This window comes from Streptomyces sp. NPDC052040 (assembly GCF_044548405.1).
Lineage (GTDB): Bacteria > Actinomycetota > Actinomycetes > Streptomycetales > Streptomycetaceae > Streptomyces.
This window is the reverse complement of record NZ_JBIUBV010000004.1, coordinates 375,739-389,668: the sequence shown is the minus strand read 5'-3', so window position 1 is coordinate 389,668 and position 13,930 is coordinate 375,739. Positions and strand designations below refer to the sequence as shown.

Here is a 13,930-nt window from a genome sequence, read left to right as displayed (position 1 = left end):
GGGTTCATCCTCGTATCGCCTCCCGGCGCGGGGGGTCCGCTGTGGAAGGGTTGAGCACATGACGACGGACGCATCCGACGAGTGGAAGCAGTGGCACGAACGCCGCACCGAGCAGGTGTCGGCGCCCGACGGGCCGCTCGCCCTGACCGGTACCTACTGGCTGGAGGATCTTCCGGACGGTCAGCTTCCGGCCATTCCCGGAAGCTGGCGGGCCGAGGAGGACGGGGTGGTGCTGTCGGCCGCCGCGGACGACGGCCTGACCGTCGACGGGGAGCCCTTCAGCGGTGAGGTCCGGCTCGGTCCCGATCCCGGCCCCGCCACCCGCTCCCGGGTCGCGGCGGGCGGCCGCCGCCTGGTCGTTCTGGTCCGCGAGGAGGTCTGGGGCGTGCGCGTCTACGACCCGGACGCCCCCGGACGCAGTGCCTTCCGGGGCATCGATGCCTCTCCCCACGACCCGCGCTGGTCCGTCGAGGGACACTTCACCCCGTACGGGGAGCACCGCACCGTGCTCGTCGAGAACGCCGACGGCCGCCACCGCGGTCTCGCGCTCGGCGGTGTCCTCGCCTTCACGCTCGACGGACAGGACCTCACCCTCCAGGTCTCGGTGGAGGAGGACGGCTCGCTGTGGGCGGTCTTCGCCGACGCCACCAGCGGGGACAGCAGTTATCGCTTTCGCTTTCTGCGGCCGCCCGCGCCCGACGCCGAGGGGCGTACGACGGTGGACTTCAACCGCTCCCTGCTGCCGCCGTGCGCCTTCGCGGACCACTTCGTCTGCCCCTTCCCGCCGCCGGGCAACACACTGGGCGTCGCGATCGAGGCGGGGGAGCGCATCTTGCGATAGCGGAGCGCGGCGCACCCTGTCGTAGAAGGGCGCACCCTGCGGTGGACAGGGGCCGCGGGTCTTCACCTTCCCCGGCAGACCGGTCAGTTGAAGGCTGTACGGCCGAAAGGCGCCCTTGCGTCGGTCGGCCACGCGGCCGAATACTCCCCCCAGCGCTTGTCAGGAGCACGGCACGTATGCGGACCCCGACGAGCCGGCTCCCGGCTGCGCCTCACGGGCCCCATCCCCCACGTGGGCCCCCGACTTCCCTTGGAGGGAACGACACGTGAGGAACAAGCGCACCAACCCCACGAGCGGCCTCGCGAGACGGACCCGGCTGATCGCCGTGGCCACCGGACTCGTGGCCGCAGCCGCGTTCGCCGTCCCCAGCGCGAACGCGAGCGACGCCCGCACCTTCAGCGCCCACCAGCTCAGCCAGGCCGGTGACTCGGTGCTCACGTCCGATGTCCCGGGCACCGCCTGGGTCGTCGACCCCGCGGCACACCGCCTGGTCGTCACCGTCGACAGCAGGGTGTCCGGGGCGGAGATCGCGAAGATCAAGGAGGCGGCCGGCAGCAACGCCGGTGCCCTCACCATCCGGCACACCCCGGGCCGCTTCAACAAGCTGACCTCCGGCGGCGATGCCATCTACGCGAGCAGCTGGCGCTGCTCACTCGGCTTCAACGTCCAGGACTCCAGCGGAAACTCCTACTTCCTGACCGCCGGACACTGCACCGACGGCGCGGGCACCTGGTGGACGAGCACCTCCCACTCCACCACGCTCGGCACCACGGCCGGTTCCAGCTTCCCCGGCAACGACTACGGCATCGTGCGCTACACCAACAGCTCGGTGACCAAGTCGGGCACCGTGGGCAGCGTGGACATCACCAGCGCGGCCACGCCGTCCGTCGGCACCACCGTCTACCGCCGCGGCTCCACGACCGGCGTCCACAGCGGCCGGGTCACCGCACTCAACGCCACGGTCAACTACGGCTCCGGCGACGTCGTCTCCGGGCTCATCCAGACCACGGTCTGCGCCGAACCCGGCGACTCCGGCGGACCGCTGTACTCCAACGGCGGTGTCGCCTACGGTCTGACCTCCGGCGGCAGCGGTGACTGCACCTCCGGTGGTACGACCTTCTTCCAGCCGGTGACCGAGGCCCTGAGCGCCTACGGGGTCCACGTCTACTGATCCCCGGCCCGCCGGGGCCACCGCACGGTCCGATCCGCGTTTTCTCAGCAGCAGGGGAGCCCCCGCGTCCGGTCTCTTGGGCGCGGGGGCTCCCTCGTGTGCCTCCGTCCGTCCTGCGCGGCCCCGGCCCGGCAGGGTCGACATCCGGACAGGACTAGACCTCGTGGCCGACACAGGGTTAACCCTCTTCCGGCGTTTGCAGTGGGAATGCACAAGGAGGACAGGGGGCAGGGGGTATCCGTCAAAGGGCGTAGGCCTGTTGGTATCCGGGCGTCCTGAAGTCGACCTTGTGTGCTCCCTGTGAGCCTCGGAATAGTGTCCTCCACACGGCGGGTGCGGACGTGGCTGCTGCCTACGCCGCCTTCGTGCTCGCACGCCTTCGGCCGCCGCCGGGCCCCCACAGCCCCCGCGGCCGACCCCCCACAGGAGGACGTGAGTTGAAGCACCGACGCATAACCAGGCGGCGGGCCGCGCTGGCCGGAGCGGGCGTCACTGCACTGATCGCCGCGGGTGTCACCTTCCAGAATGCGAACGCGAGCGAGGCCCCGGCAACCCCCTCGCCCCACACCCTCTCCCTCGGCGCGGCCGGAAAGCTCGCCTCGACGCTCCGTCAGGACCTGGGCGCCGACGCGGCCGGAACGTACTACGACGCACAGGCCAAGCAGCTCGTCGTCAATGTGCTGGACGGCTCCGCCGCGAAGGCCGTACAGGCGGCGGGCGCGCGGGCCAGAGTGGTCCGGAACTCGCTGACCGAGCTGGCCGGGGCCCGCACCCTGCTCCAGAAGGACGCGACCATCCCGGGCACCTCCTGGGCGACCGACCCCCGCACCAACACGGTGGTCGTCACGGCCGACCGGACCGTCTCCAAGGCGGCCTGGAAGAAGCTCTCCCAGGTGGTCGACGGTCTCGGCGGAAAGGCCGAACTCAAGCGCTCACAGGGCGCCTTCAAGCCCTTCATCGCGGGCGGCGACGCCATCTCCGGCTCGGGCGGCCGCTGCTCGCTCGGCTTCAACGTGGTCAAGGACGGCAAGCCGTACTTCCTGACCGCCGGGCACTGCACCCACGCGATCACCAGCTGGACCGACTCCGACGGCAAGGCGATCGGCGAGAACGCGCAGTCCCACTTCCCCAACGACGACTTCGGTCTGGTCAAGTACACCGCGGAGGTCGACCACCCGAGCGCCGTGGACCTCTACAACGGCTCCACGCAGAAGATCACCAAGGCGGCGGACGCGACCGTCGGTGAGAAGGTGACCCGCAGCGGTTCCACGACCCAGGTCCACTCCGGCACGGTCACCGGTCTGGACGCCACCGTCAACTACTCGGAGGGCACGGTCAGCGGTCTCATCCAGACCGATGTCTGCGCCGAGCCCGGTGACAGCGGCGGCGCGCTCTTCGACGGCGAGAGCGCGGTCGGTCTGACCTCCGGCGGCAGCGGCGACTGCACCGCGGGCGGCCAGACCTTCTTCCAGCCGGTCACCGAGGCCCTCTCGGTGACGGGCAGCACCATCGGCTGACCGGCTGACCGGCTGACCGGCTGACCGGCTGACCGGCTGACCGGCTGACCGGCTGACGGCTCGAACGGCAGTCCCGCCCCGCACGTCCGGGGGCGGGACTGCCTGCCGTCGGTCGCGCGGGCCGTGGGTCAGGCGCCGACGTAGGACGCGAGATGCTCGCCGGTGAGGGTGGAGCGGGCGGCGACGAGATCGGCGGGCGTGCCCTCGAAGACCACCCGGCCGCCGTCGTGCCCGGCCCCCGGGCCGAGGTCGATGATCCAGTCGGCGTGCGCCATGACCGCCTGGTGGTGTTCGACGACGATCACCGACTTGCCGGAGTCCACGAGCCGGTCCAGCAGGCCGAGCAGTTGCTCGACATCGGCGAGGTGCAGCCCCGCGGTCGGCTCGTCGAGGACGTAGACGCCGCCCTTCTCCGCCATGTGCGTGGCCAGCTTGAGCCGTTGCCGCTCGCCGCCGGACAGCGTGGTGAGCGGCTGCCCGATGGTGAGGTAGCCGAGCCCGACATCGGCGAGCCGCTCCAGGATGCGGTGCGCGGCCGGGGTGCGCGCCTCGCCGTTGCCGAAGAACTCCTCGGCCTCGGTCACCGGCATCTCCAGGACCTCGCTGATGTCCCGGCCGCCGAGGCGGTACTCCAGGACCGATGCCTCGAACCGCTTCCCCCCGCAGTCCTCGCAGGTGGTGGCGACACCGGCCATCATCGCCAGGTCGGTGTAGACCACCCCGGCGCCGTTGCAGGTGGGGCAGGCGCCCTCGGAGTTGGCGCTGAACAGCGCGGGCTTCACACCGTTGGCCTTGGCGAAGGCCTTGCGGATCGGTTCCAGGAGGCCCGTGTAGGTGGCCGGATTGCTGCGCCGCGAACCGCGGATCGCGCTCTGGTCCACCGAGACCACCCCCGCGTCGGCCGGGATCGACCCGTGGACCAGCGAGCTCTTGCCGGAACCGGCGACACCGGTGATCACGGTCAGCACCCCGAGCGGGACGTCCACATCGACATCGCGCAGGTTGTGCGCGCTCGCACCGCGGATCTCCAGGGTGCCCGAGGACGTGCGCACCGTCTTCTTGAGCGCGGCCCGGTCGTCGAGATGGCGGCCGGTGACGGTGCCCCCGGCCCGCAGCGCCTCCACGGTGCCCTCGAAGCAGACCGTGCCGCCCGCCGTACCGGCGCCGGGGCCCAGGTCCACGACATGGTCGGCGATCGCGATGACCTCCGGCTTGTGTTCCACGACGAGCACCGTGTTGCCCTTGTCCCGCAGCCGCAGCAGCAGGCCGTTCATCCGTCGGATGTCGTGGGGGTGCAGGCCCGTGGTGGGCTCGTCGAAGACATAGGTGACATCGGTGAGCGAGGAGCCGAGATGGCGGATCATCTTGGTGCGCTGCGCCTCGCCGCCCGAGAGGGTGCCCGTCGGGCGGTCCAGCGAGAGATAGCCGAGGCCGATCTCCACGAACGACTCCAGGCTGTGCTGCAACGCGGTGAGCAGCGGCGCGACCGACGGTTCGGCGAGACCGCGCACCCAGTGGGCCAGATCGCTGATCTGCATCGCGCAGGCGTCGGCGATGCTGATGCCCTTGATCTTCGACGCCCGGGCTCCCTCGCTGAGCCGGGTCCCGTCGCACTCCGGGCAGACGGTGAAGGTGACCGCCCGGTCCACGAACTCCCGGATGTGCGGCTGCATCGCCTCCCGGTCCTTGGCGAGCATCGACTTCTGGATCCGCGGGATCAGACCCTCGTAGGTCATGTTGATGCCCGCGATCTTCATCCTGGTCGGCTCGCGGTGGAGGAAGTCGTGCAGCTGCCGCTTGGTGTAGTCGCGGATCGGCCGGTCCGGGTCGAAGAAGCCGGACTCGCTGTACAGCCGGTAGTTCCAGCCGCCCGCCTTGTAGCCGGGGATGGTGAGCGCGCCCTCGTTGAGCGACTTGGAGTCGTCGTAGAGCTGGGTGAGGTCGAGGTCGGTGACCGAGCCCCGGCCCTCGCAGCGCGGGCACATGCCACCGGTGCGGTTGTAGACCGCCTTCACGGCCTTGCGCTCACCGCGTTCGACCGTGATCGCGCCGCTGGCCCGGACCGAGGGGACATTGAAGGCGTACGCGCTGGGCGGCCCGATGTGCGGCTGCCCGAGTCTGCTGAAGAGGATGCGCAGCAGCGCGTTGGTGTCGGTGGCGGTGCCGACCGTGGACCGGGGGTCGGCGCCCATCCGCTGCTGGTCGACGATGATCGCGGTGGTCAGCCCGTCCAGGACGTCGACCTCGGGCCGGGCCAGGGTGGGCATGAAGCCCTGCACGAAGGTGCTGTAGGTCTCGTTGATCAGCCGCTGCGACTCGGCGGCGATCGTGTCGAACACCAGTGAGCTCTTGCCCGAGCCGGAGACACCGGTGAACACCGTCAGCCTGCGCTTGGGGATCTCGACGCTGACGTCCTTGAGGTTGTTCTCCCGCGCGCCGTGCACACGGATCACCTCGTGGCTGTCGGCCGCATGCGGCGCAGCCGGCTGCGCGTCCGTCCTCTTGGCCATAGCTCTTGTGTCTCCATCTGTCCGATGCGCGGCCACCCGGCCCGATCCAAACGAAAGACCCTACCCCCTGCTGGTGCGCCGGGGCGTTTGCGCAGGTGGGGCGGGGGCTCGCGGAAGTAGCACGCCAGTTCGAAAATTGGTCTATGGTGGGGGTGGGATAGATGGGAACGGATGTTCGATAGCCCCTCCGGGGCGCACGACTGCGGGAGGTGCGGATGCCGGACTTCACGCATCTGCACACCGTCTCCGGGTTCTCCCTGCGCTACGGCGCCTCACATCCGGAGCGGCTGGCCGAGCGCGCCGGTGAGCAGGGCATGGACGCCCTCGCGCTCACCGACCGGGACTCCCTCGCGGGCACGGTCCGCTTCGCCCGCGCCTGTGCGGCGGCGGGCGTACGGCCGCTGTTCGGGGCGGAGTTGGCGGTGGCGGAGCCCGCCACCCGGCCCGGAGGTGCTCCGGGCCGGGCCGGGGAGGAGGGCAGGCGCCGCGCTCCCGTGCGCGGGGGCGCCTTCATCGACGAGTCGGCGCCCCGCGCGGTCTTCCTGGCCCGCGACGGCGCCCGCGGCTGGGCCGACCTGTGCCGCCTGGTCACCGCCGCCCACACCGCCGAGCGGGGCTCCCCGCTGCTGCCCTGGGCCGACAACCACGCCGACGGACTGACCGTCCTGCTGGGGCCCGACTCCGAGGTGGGCCGCGCCCTCGCCGCGGGGCGCCCGGACCGCGCGGCACGGCTCCTGGCGCCCTGGCGGGAGGTCTACGGCGGCGCCCTGCGGCTGGAGGCCGTCTGGCACGGCCGCACCGGAACCGGCCCCGGCTCCCTGCGCCTGGCCGCCCGCACCGTCGGCTTCGCCGCCGAGCAGGGGGTGCGCCCGGTGCTCAGCAACGCCGTCCGGTACGCCGAGCCCGGCCTCGGCCCGGTCGCCGACGTCCTGGACGCGGCCCGCCGCCTCGTCCCCGTCGACCCCGCCAGGGGGCTGGACTCCGGGGAGGCCTGGCTCAAGGACGCGGGAGCCATGCTGGCGGTCGCCGAGCGGGTCGTCGAGGCCGCCGGATACCGCCGCGACACCGCCCACCGCCTGCTGGAGCAGACCCGGGCCACGGCCGCCGAGTGCCTGGTGGACCCCGAGGACGACCTCGGGGTCGGCACGGTCCACTTCCCCGAGGCCCGTCTCGTCGGCGCCGGCCGCCGCACCGCGCAGCGCGCGCTCGCCTCCCGGGCGGCGGCGGGCATGGTGCTGCGCGGCTATGCCGACCGGCGCGCCTACTGGGAGCGGATGCACGACGAACTGGACATCATCGCCCACCACGGCTTCGCGTCCTACTTCCTCACCGTCGCCCAGGTCGTGGACGACATCCGGACCATGGGCATCAGGGTGGCCGCGCGCGGCTCCGGCGCGGGCTCCCTCGTCAACCATCTGCTCGGCATCGCGCACGCCGACCCGGTCGAGCACGGACTGCTGATGGAGCGCTTCCTGTCCAGGCGCCGTCAGGCCCTGCCCGACATCGACATCGACGTGGAGTCCGCCCGGCGGCTGGAGGTCTACCGCGCGATCATCGGCCGCTTCGGCACCGAGCGGGTCGCGACGGTCGCGATGCCGGAGACCTACCGCGTCCGCCATGCGATCCGGGATGTGGGCGCCGCCCTGTCCATGGACCCGGCCGACATCGACCGCATCGCCAAGTCCTTCCCGCACATCCGCGCCCGCGACGCCCGCGCGGCGCTGGCGGAACTGCCCGAACTGCGGCGGCTGGCGGGCGAGGCCCGGCAGGAGAAGGAGACCTACGACAGGCTGTGGGGGCTGGTCGAGGCGCTGGACGCGCTGCCGCGCGGGGTCGCCATGCACCCGTGCGGGGTCCTGCTCTCCGACGCCTCCCTCCGCTCCCGGACCCCGGTCGTGCCGACCGGCGGCGAGGGCTTTCCCATGTCCCAGTTCGACAAGGACGACGTCGAGGAACTGGGGCTGCTCAAGCTCGATGTGCTCGGGGTGCGGATGCAGTCGGCCATGGCGCACGCGGTGGCGGAGGTGGAGCGGGCCGAGGGGGAGCGGATCGACCTGGACGCCCTGGCGCCGGGCGACCCGGAGACGTACGGCCTCATCCGCTCCGCCGAGACCCTGGGCTGCTTCCAGATCGAGTCGCCGGGCCAGCGGGACCTGGTCGGGCGGTTGCAGCCGTCCACCTTCGACGATCTGGTCGTGGACATCTCGCTGTTCCGGCCGGGGCCGGTCGCGGCCGACATGGTGCGGCCCTTCATCGAGGCGCGCCACGGGCGGGCGCCCGTCCGCTGTCCGCATCCCGACCTGGAGGGGCCGCTGAGGGAGACCTACGGCGTCGTCGTTTTCCACGAGCAGATCATCCACATCCTGGACATCATGACCCGCTGCGGGCGCGACGAGGCGGACCGGGTGCGGCGGGGGCTGTCCGACCCGGAGTCACAGGGGCGGATCCGGGTCTGGTTCGCCCAGCAGGCGGCGGCGAACGGCTACGGCGCGGAAGTGATCCGGCGCACCTGGGAGATCGTCGAGGCGTTCGGCTCGTACGGCTTCTGCAAGGCGCACGCGGTCGCGTTCGCCGTGCCGACGTACCAGTCGGCGTGGCTGAAGGCCCATCACCCGGCCGCCTTCTACGCGGGACTGCTGACCCACGACCCCGGGATGTACCCCAAGCGGCTGCTGCTGGCGGACGCGCGGCGGCGCGGGGTGCCGATCCTGCCGCTGGACGTGAACACCTCGGGAGCCGCACACCGTATCGAACTGGTGTCTGAAACTGGGTCGGGTGCGGGGCGGTGGGGGCTCCGGCTCGCCCTCAATGACGTGCACGGCATCAGTGAGGCCGAGGCGCGGCGGATCGAGGCCGGACAGCCCTACTCCTCCCTGCTCGACTTCTGGGACCGGGCCCGGCCCAGCCGTCCCGTCGCCCAGCGGCTCGCCCAGGTCGGCGGGCTGGACGCGTTCGGCGCCAACCGCCGCGATCTCCAGCTGCATCTGACCGAACTGCACCGGGGCGCCCGGAGCGGAGGCGGCGGCCAGCTCCCCCTGGCGGGCGGGCGCCGGACGGCCTCCGCCGGGCCGCCCGACCTCTCCCCGGCGGAACGGCTCAGCGCCGAGCTGGGCGTGCTCTCCATGGACACCTCGTACCACCTGATGGAGGACCACCGCGCCTTCCTCGACGAACTGGGCGTGGTGCCCGCCCGTCGGCTGCGCACGGCGCGGCACGGTGAGACGGTGCTGGTCGCGGGCGCCAAGGCGGCCACCCAGACCCCGCCGATCCGCTCCGGCAAGCGGGTCATCTTCAGCACGCTCGACGACGGCACGGGCCTGGTCGACCTCGCCTTCTTCGACGACTCCCACGACGCCTGCGCCCACACCGTCTTCCACTCCTGGCTGCTGCTGGTGCGCGGGGTGGTGCAGCGGCGGGGGCCGCGCAGCCTCAGCGTGGTGGGCTCCGCCGCCTGGAACCTCGCCGAACTGGCCGGGCTGCGGGCCGAGGGCGGCCTCGACGTGGTGGCGGCCCGGCTGGCGGCGCCCGCGCCGGGACGGCCGGACGGCGATCGCGACGGCGACGGCGGTGACGACGGCGGTGGCGATCGTGACGGCGGTGGCGGGGATGCGGCACACGGCCGCCGCATCCGGATGTCCACGGGGTACGAGATGAACCCCTGGGCCGATCTGCGTCCCGCGGGCGAAGGCCCGGCGGGCGGAAGGAAGTTGTGGCACCAGAGTCCGGGGAGTGCGGGATGACCATCCTCTGCGTACGTTTCCAGCTGCCTCCGATGTACGAGGCGGCCCTGCCGGGGCTGCTCGGACTCCTGGAGGAGTTCACCCCCGTCGTCGAGGCGTTGCCGCCGGACGGGGCACTCGCCGATCTGCGCGGCGCCGAGCGGTACTTCGGGCGCGACGCCACCGGACTGGCCGCGCTGATCCGGGTACGGGCCCTCGCCCACCACGGGGTGGACTGCGCGATCGGGGCCGGGCCCGGACCCGTGCTGGCCCGGATGGCCCTGCGGGAGGCGGCGCCCGGCGCGGTCCGGGTGGTGCCCGAAGAGCCCGGCGCCATCAGGGAGTTCCTCGACGGGCAGCCGGTCGGCGCCCTGCCCGGGGTCGGCGCCGTCACCGCCCGCACCCTGTGCGAGTACGGGCTCGACACCGTCGGCAAGCTCGCCGCGGCCCCGCTGTCGACGGTGCAGCGGCTGACCGGCGCCCGGGCCGGGCGCGCCCTGCACGAGAGGGCGAACGGCATCGACCGCGGCCGGGTCGTGCCCAATGCCGTGCCCTCCCGCTCCCTGTCCGCCGAACACCCCTTCACCCGCGACGAGCTGGACCCCGACCGCCACCGGCGCGCCCTGCTGTCGGCCGCCGGGGAACTGGGCGCCCGGCTGCGCAACCTGGAACGGGTGGCCCGCACGCTCACCCTCACGGTGCGCTACGCCGACCGCTCCTCGACGACCCGGACCCGCACCCTCGCCGAGCCGACCGCGCACTCGGCGGCGCTCACGGCGGAGGCGTACCGCATGTATACGGCGCTCGGGCTCCAGCGTGCCCGGGTCCGCGCGGTCGCCCTGCGCGCCGAGGGCCTGGTCCCCGCCGGACAGGCGGCCCATCAGCTCACCTTCGACCCGGTGGACGAGAAGGTCCGCCGCCTGGAGGAGGCGGCGGACCGCGCGCGGGCCAGGTTCGGCCCGCGCGCGGTGATCCCGGGGACGCTGGCGGCGTGACCGCTCCCGGGTGCCGGGAGCGGCGGGCGCTCAGCGCTTGGTGGTGCTGTTGAACAGGGAGCGCGACCAGAGGTAGCCGGTCAGGCCGATACCGGCGCACCAGGCGAGGGAGATCCAGCCGTTGTCGCCGATCTCCGAGCCGGAGAGCAGGCCGCGCAGGGTCTCGGTCATCGGGGTGAAGGGCTGGTACTCGGCGAACCAGCGCAGGCCCGGGGACATCGAGTCGGCCGGTACGAACGCGGAGCCCAGGAACGGCAGGAACTGCACCAGCAGGGGTTTGTTGCTCGCGGACTCGACCGTCTTGGAGATCAGGCCGAGCGCCGCCGACAGCCAGGTCACCGCGAACGCGATGGCCGCGAGGAGGCCCGCGGCGGCGAGCCATTCGAGCGGGCTCGCGTCCGACCGGAAACCGAGGGCCAGAGCGACCGCCACCACCAGCACCAGGCTCACCATCGTCTGGATCACGCTGCCGACGACATGGCCGGTCATGAACGACGACCGGGTGATGTTCATGGTGCGGAAGCGGTTGATGATGCCCTCGGTCATGTCGGAGCAGACCGCGATGGAGGTCGACATCGCCCCGGCCGCCACCCCCATGACGATGACGCCGGGGGTCAGATACGTCAGATAGGTGCCCCGGCCGCCGCCCATTCCGGCGCCGATCGAGTCCCCGAAGGCGTAGACGAACAGCAGCAGCATCAGGATCGGGGTGAGGGCGCTGCCGAGCGAGACGCTGGGATAGCGGATCGCGTGTCTGAGGTTGCGCCGCAGCATCGTCATCGAGTCGTGCGCGGCGTGGGTGAGGGTGCTCATCGGAGGGTCTCCTTGACGTGAAGCGCGGTACCGGTGCCCTCACCGGTCAGGGCGAGGAACACGTCGTCGAGGTCGGGGGTGTGCACGGAGAGGTCGGCGGCCCGGACACCGGCGGCGTCGAGCCGGTCGAGCAGGGTGCGCAGCGCGTCCAGGCCGCCGTCGCCCGCCACCCGCAGGGCGAGGTTCTGGTCGTCGCAGGCCGCGCCGGGGAAGGCGGCGGCCGCCCGCTCGTACTCGTCGGGGCCGGTGAACCGCAGCCGTACATGGCTGCCGGGGATCCGCGCCTTGAGTTCGTCGGCGGTGCCCTCGGCGACGATCCGGCCGCCGTCCAGCACGGCGATCCGGTCGGCCAACTGGTCGGCCTCCTCCAGGTACTGGGTGGTGAGGAAGACGGTGGTGCCGCCCGCGACCAGCGACCGCACCGTGTCCCACATGGTGCGGCGGCTGCGCGGATCGAGCCCGGTCGTCGGCTCGTCCAGGAAGATCACCTGAGGGTCGCCGACCAGTGTCATGGCGATGTCGAGCCGGCGCCGCATACCGCCGGAGAAGGTCGCGGCCCGCTTGTGCGCGACATCCGCGATGCCGAACCGCCGGAGCAACTCCTTTGTACGGGAGCGCCCTTCCTGCCTGCCGAGGCGCAGCAGGTCGGCCATGAGGAGCAGATTCTCCTCCGCGGTGAGCAGGTCGTCGAGCGCGGCGAACTGCCCGGTGACGCCGATGGCGGCGCGCACCCCGTCCGGTGCGGTGGCGATGTCGTGCCCCGCCACCTGGGCCTGCCCGCCGTCGGCGGCGATCAGCGTGGACAGGATCTGCACGGTGGTGGTCTTGCCCGCGCCGTTGGGCCCGAGCAGGGCGAACACGGACCCGGCCGGGATGTGCAGATCGATGCCGTCGAGCACGGTCTTGTCGCCGTACGCCTTGCGCAGGCCGAGGGCGGAGACGGCGGCGGGCGGCAGCGGAGCGTCGCCCAACCTGGTCGTGGGCATGACAGATGAAGGCATGGGGATCCCCGTGTGAAGGCTGAAGTGGCGCTGAAAGGAAGCGAGTTGGAAGGGGGCGGGTCAGGCCCGGGCGCGGCGCACGTCGATGTTGCCCCAGCGGGTGCGGGCGTGGACCTTGACGGTGTCCTCGGTCTGCTCCGGGGTGCCGGAGGCGGAGAGCGTGTTGCGCACCTGCCCGCGGTCGGAGCTGGCGTCGAGCCAGGCGGCGGTGCCCTCGCGGATACCGACCTCGATGGAGCCGAAGGCGGTCTCCAACTGGACGGTGCCGCAGGCGACATCGGCGACGCGCAGGGTGCCGTGGGCGGTGGTGGCGACGACCGAACCTTCGGCGCGTGCGATGTCGATGTCACCGTGGGCGCCGCTCACCCGCAGATCGCCCGTCACGGCCCCGATGGTGGTGGTGCCGTGCGAGTTCTTCAGGACGGCGGGACCGTCGACGGTGCCGACGCGCAGGCTGCCGGAGCTGGCGGTGATCTCCGCCATGCCCTCGACCCGGTCGACGGTGATCGAGCCGTGGGAGGTGGTGAGTTGCAGCGGTCCGGTCGTGTCGAGACGGACGTCACCGGTCGAGGACTTCACCCGGACCTCGCCGAGCCGCCCCTCGCCGATCACCTGGGTCGCGGCACCCGTCATGTCGATACGGGAGCCGGTGGGCAGTTCGACCGTCACATCGATGCAGCCGTTGCGCGGAAGGAGATAGCGCAGCTTGGGCGCGGTGATGGTCAGGACGCCGTTCGCGCAGGTGACCTGGGTCTGCTTGGCCGCCCGCACGTCGTGGTCCCGCTGGGGGTCGCGGGGCCGCACCTCGACCACCGTGTCGAGTCGGTCGCCCGCGGTGAACCGGACGGAACCGGCGTCCACCTGAGCGGTGACCGACAGGGGTTCGGGGGTGTCGAAAACAGACATGGCTGTACCGTCCTCTTGAGTCCGTGGATCGTCCCCGCAGGTGGGACGTGGTGTGAGTGAAGTGGGGCGGGTGCGGCCGGGGTCAGCGCACCCAGCCCGTGAAGCTCTGTCCGATGGTGCGGGTCCGCTCCGCCGTCTGCGGCCGCGCCCCGCCCTCGACCGCGGCCGAGACGGCCCGCACCAGCCAGGCGTTGACCGACAGGCCCTCGCGGCCCGCGGCCTCCTCGGCGCGCGCCTTGAGGTGGGCCGGAAGCCGCAGGTTGACGCGGGCGGTGCCGCCCTCGTCGCTGTCGGCGGGCGCCGGTGCGGCGAGGTGTTCGACGGGCGCGGCGGCCGCTTCCGTGGGGGGGGCCCCGGGGGGGGGGGGGGGGGGGGGCCCCGCGGGGGGGGGGGGGCCGCCCCCGTCATAAAGCCCGGCCGGGGGGGGGGTGGGGGGGGTTTCGGGGCGCACGCGGGG

10 protein-coding genes (1 of these 10 cut by a window edge) are annotated in these 13,930 nt (G+C 72.5%); 5 read left to right on the top strand and 5 right to left on the bottom strand.

Translation table 11 applies throughout. The features are described 5' to 3' along the window. Positions 1-58 precede the first annotated feature (58 nt). From ACIHAA_RS12515 to ACIHAA_RS12505, 3 genes are all read left to right on the top strand, one after another. Complete coding sequence (locus ACIHAA_RS12515) at positions 59-841, top strand: DUF1684 domain-containing protein (protein WP_399816040.1); 783 nt, start codon at positions 59-61, stop codon at positions 839-841. Positions 842-1,106: 265 nt separating this feature from the next. Further along, positions 1,107-2,012 carry a S1 family peptidase gene (locus ACIHAA_RS12510; RefSeq protein WP_399816039.1) on the top strand — a complete coding sequence of 302 codons (906 nt, stop codon included), beginning with the start codon at positions 1,107-1,109 and terminating at the stop codon, positions 2,010-2,012. Between the two features lie 437 nt (positions 2,013-2,449). Next, positions 2,450-3,529 (top strand): S1 family peptidase, encoded by a 1,080-nt coding sequence (locus ACIHAA_RS12505; RefSeq protein ID WP_399816037.1) that lies wholly within the window; start codon positions 2,450-2,452, stop codon positions 3,527-3,529. A gap of 128 nt (positions 3,530-3,657) precedes the next feature. Here ACIHAA_RS12505 and ACIHAA_RS12500 read toward each other — a convergent pair whose 3' ends face one another. After that, complete coding sequence (locus ACIHAA_RS12500) at positions 3,658-6,039, bottom strand: ATP-binding cassette domain-containing protein (RefSeq protein ID WP_399816035.1); 2,382 nt, start codon at positions 6,037-6,039, stop codon at positions 3,658-3,660. A 215-nt stretch (positions 6,040-6,254) separates the two neighbouring features. Here ACIHAA_RS12500 and ACIHAA_RS12495 point away from each other — a divergent pair, with 215 nt between their 5' ends. Together ACIHAA_RS12495 and ACIHAA_RS12490 are read left to right on the top strand one after the other, a co-directional pair. Further along, a complete protein-coding gene (locus ACIHAA_RS12495) occupies positions 6,255-9,779 on the top strand; it encodes a DNA polymerase III subunit alpha (protein WP_399816033.1) in 3,525 nt (1,174 codons plus the stop codon). Further along, positions 9,776-10,753, top strand: coding sequence for a DNA polymerase thumb domain-containing protein (locus ACIHAA_RS12490; protein WP_399816031.1), 978 nt, complete (start codon positions 9,776-9,778; stop codon positions 10,751-10,753). Before ACIHAA_RS12495 ends, ACIHAA_RS12490 begins: the two co-directional genes overlap by 4 nt. Positions 10,754-10,783: 30 nt before the next feature. On the opposite strand, the gene ACIHAA_RS12485 is transcribed toward ACIHAA_RS12490, so the two are convergent. The 4 genes from ACIHAA_RS12485 to ACIHAA_RS12470 form a co-directional block, all read right to left on the bottom strand. Further along, positions 10,784-11,566 (bottom strand): ABC transporter permease, encoded by a 783-nt coding sequence (locus ACIHAA_RS12485; RefSeq protein WP_399816029.1) that lies wholly within the window; start codon positions 11,564-11,566, stop codon positions 10,784-10,786. Further along, positions 11,563-12,552, bottom strand: coding sequence for an ATP-binding cassette domain-containing protein (locus tag ACIHAA_RS12480; RefSeq protein WP_399816028.1), 990 nt, complete (start codon positions 12,550-12,552; stop codon positions 11,563-11,565). The genes ACIHAA_RS12485 and ACIHAA_RS12480 overlap by 4 nt, the downstream gene beginning before the upstream one ends. A gap of 75 nt (positions 12,553-12,627) precedes the next feature. Then, positions 12,628-13,473, bottom strand: a complete 846-nt coding sequence (locus tag ACIHAA_RS12475) for a DUF4097 family beta strand repeat-containing protein (protein WP_399816026.1) — start codon at positions 13,471-13,473, stop codon at positions 12,628-12,630. 82 nt (positions 13,474-13,555) lie between these two features. Then, positions 13,556-13,930, bottom strand: the 3' portion of a protein-coding gene (locus ACIHAA_RS12470) for a hypothetical protein (RefSeq protein WP_399816024.1). The gene runs 345 nt beyond the window's last position; the window shows 375 of its 720 coding nt (coding positions 346-720); the start codon falls outside the window, past its right edge; its stop codon occupies positions 13,556-13,558.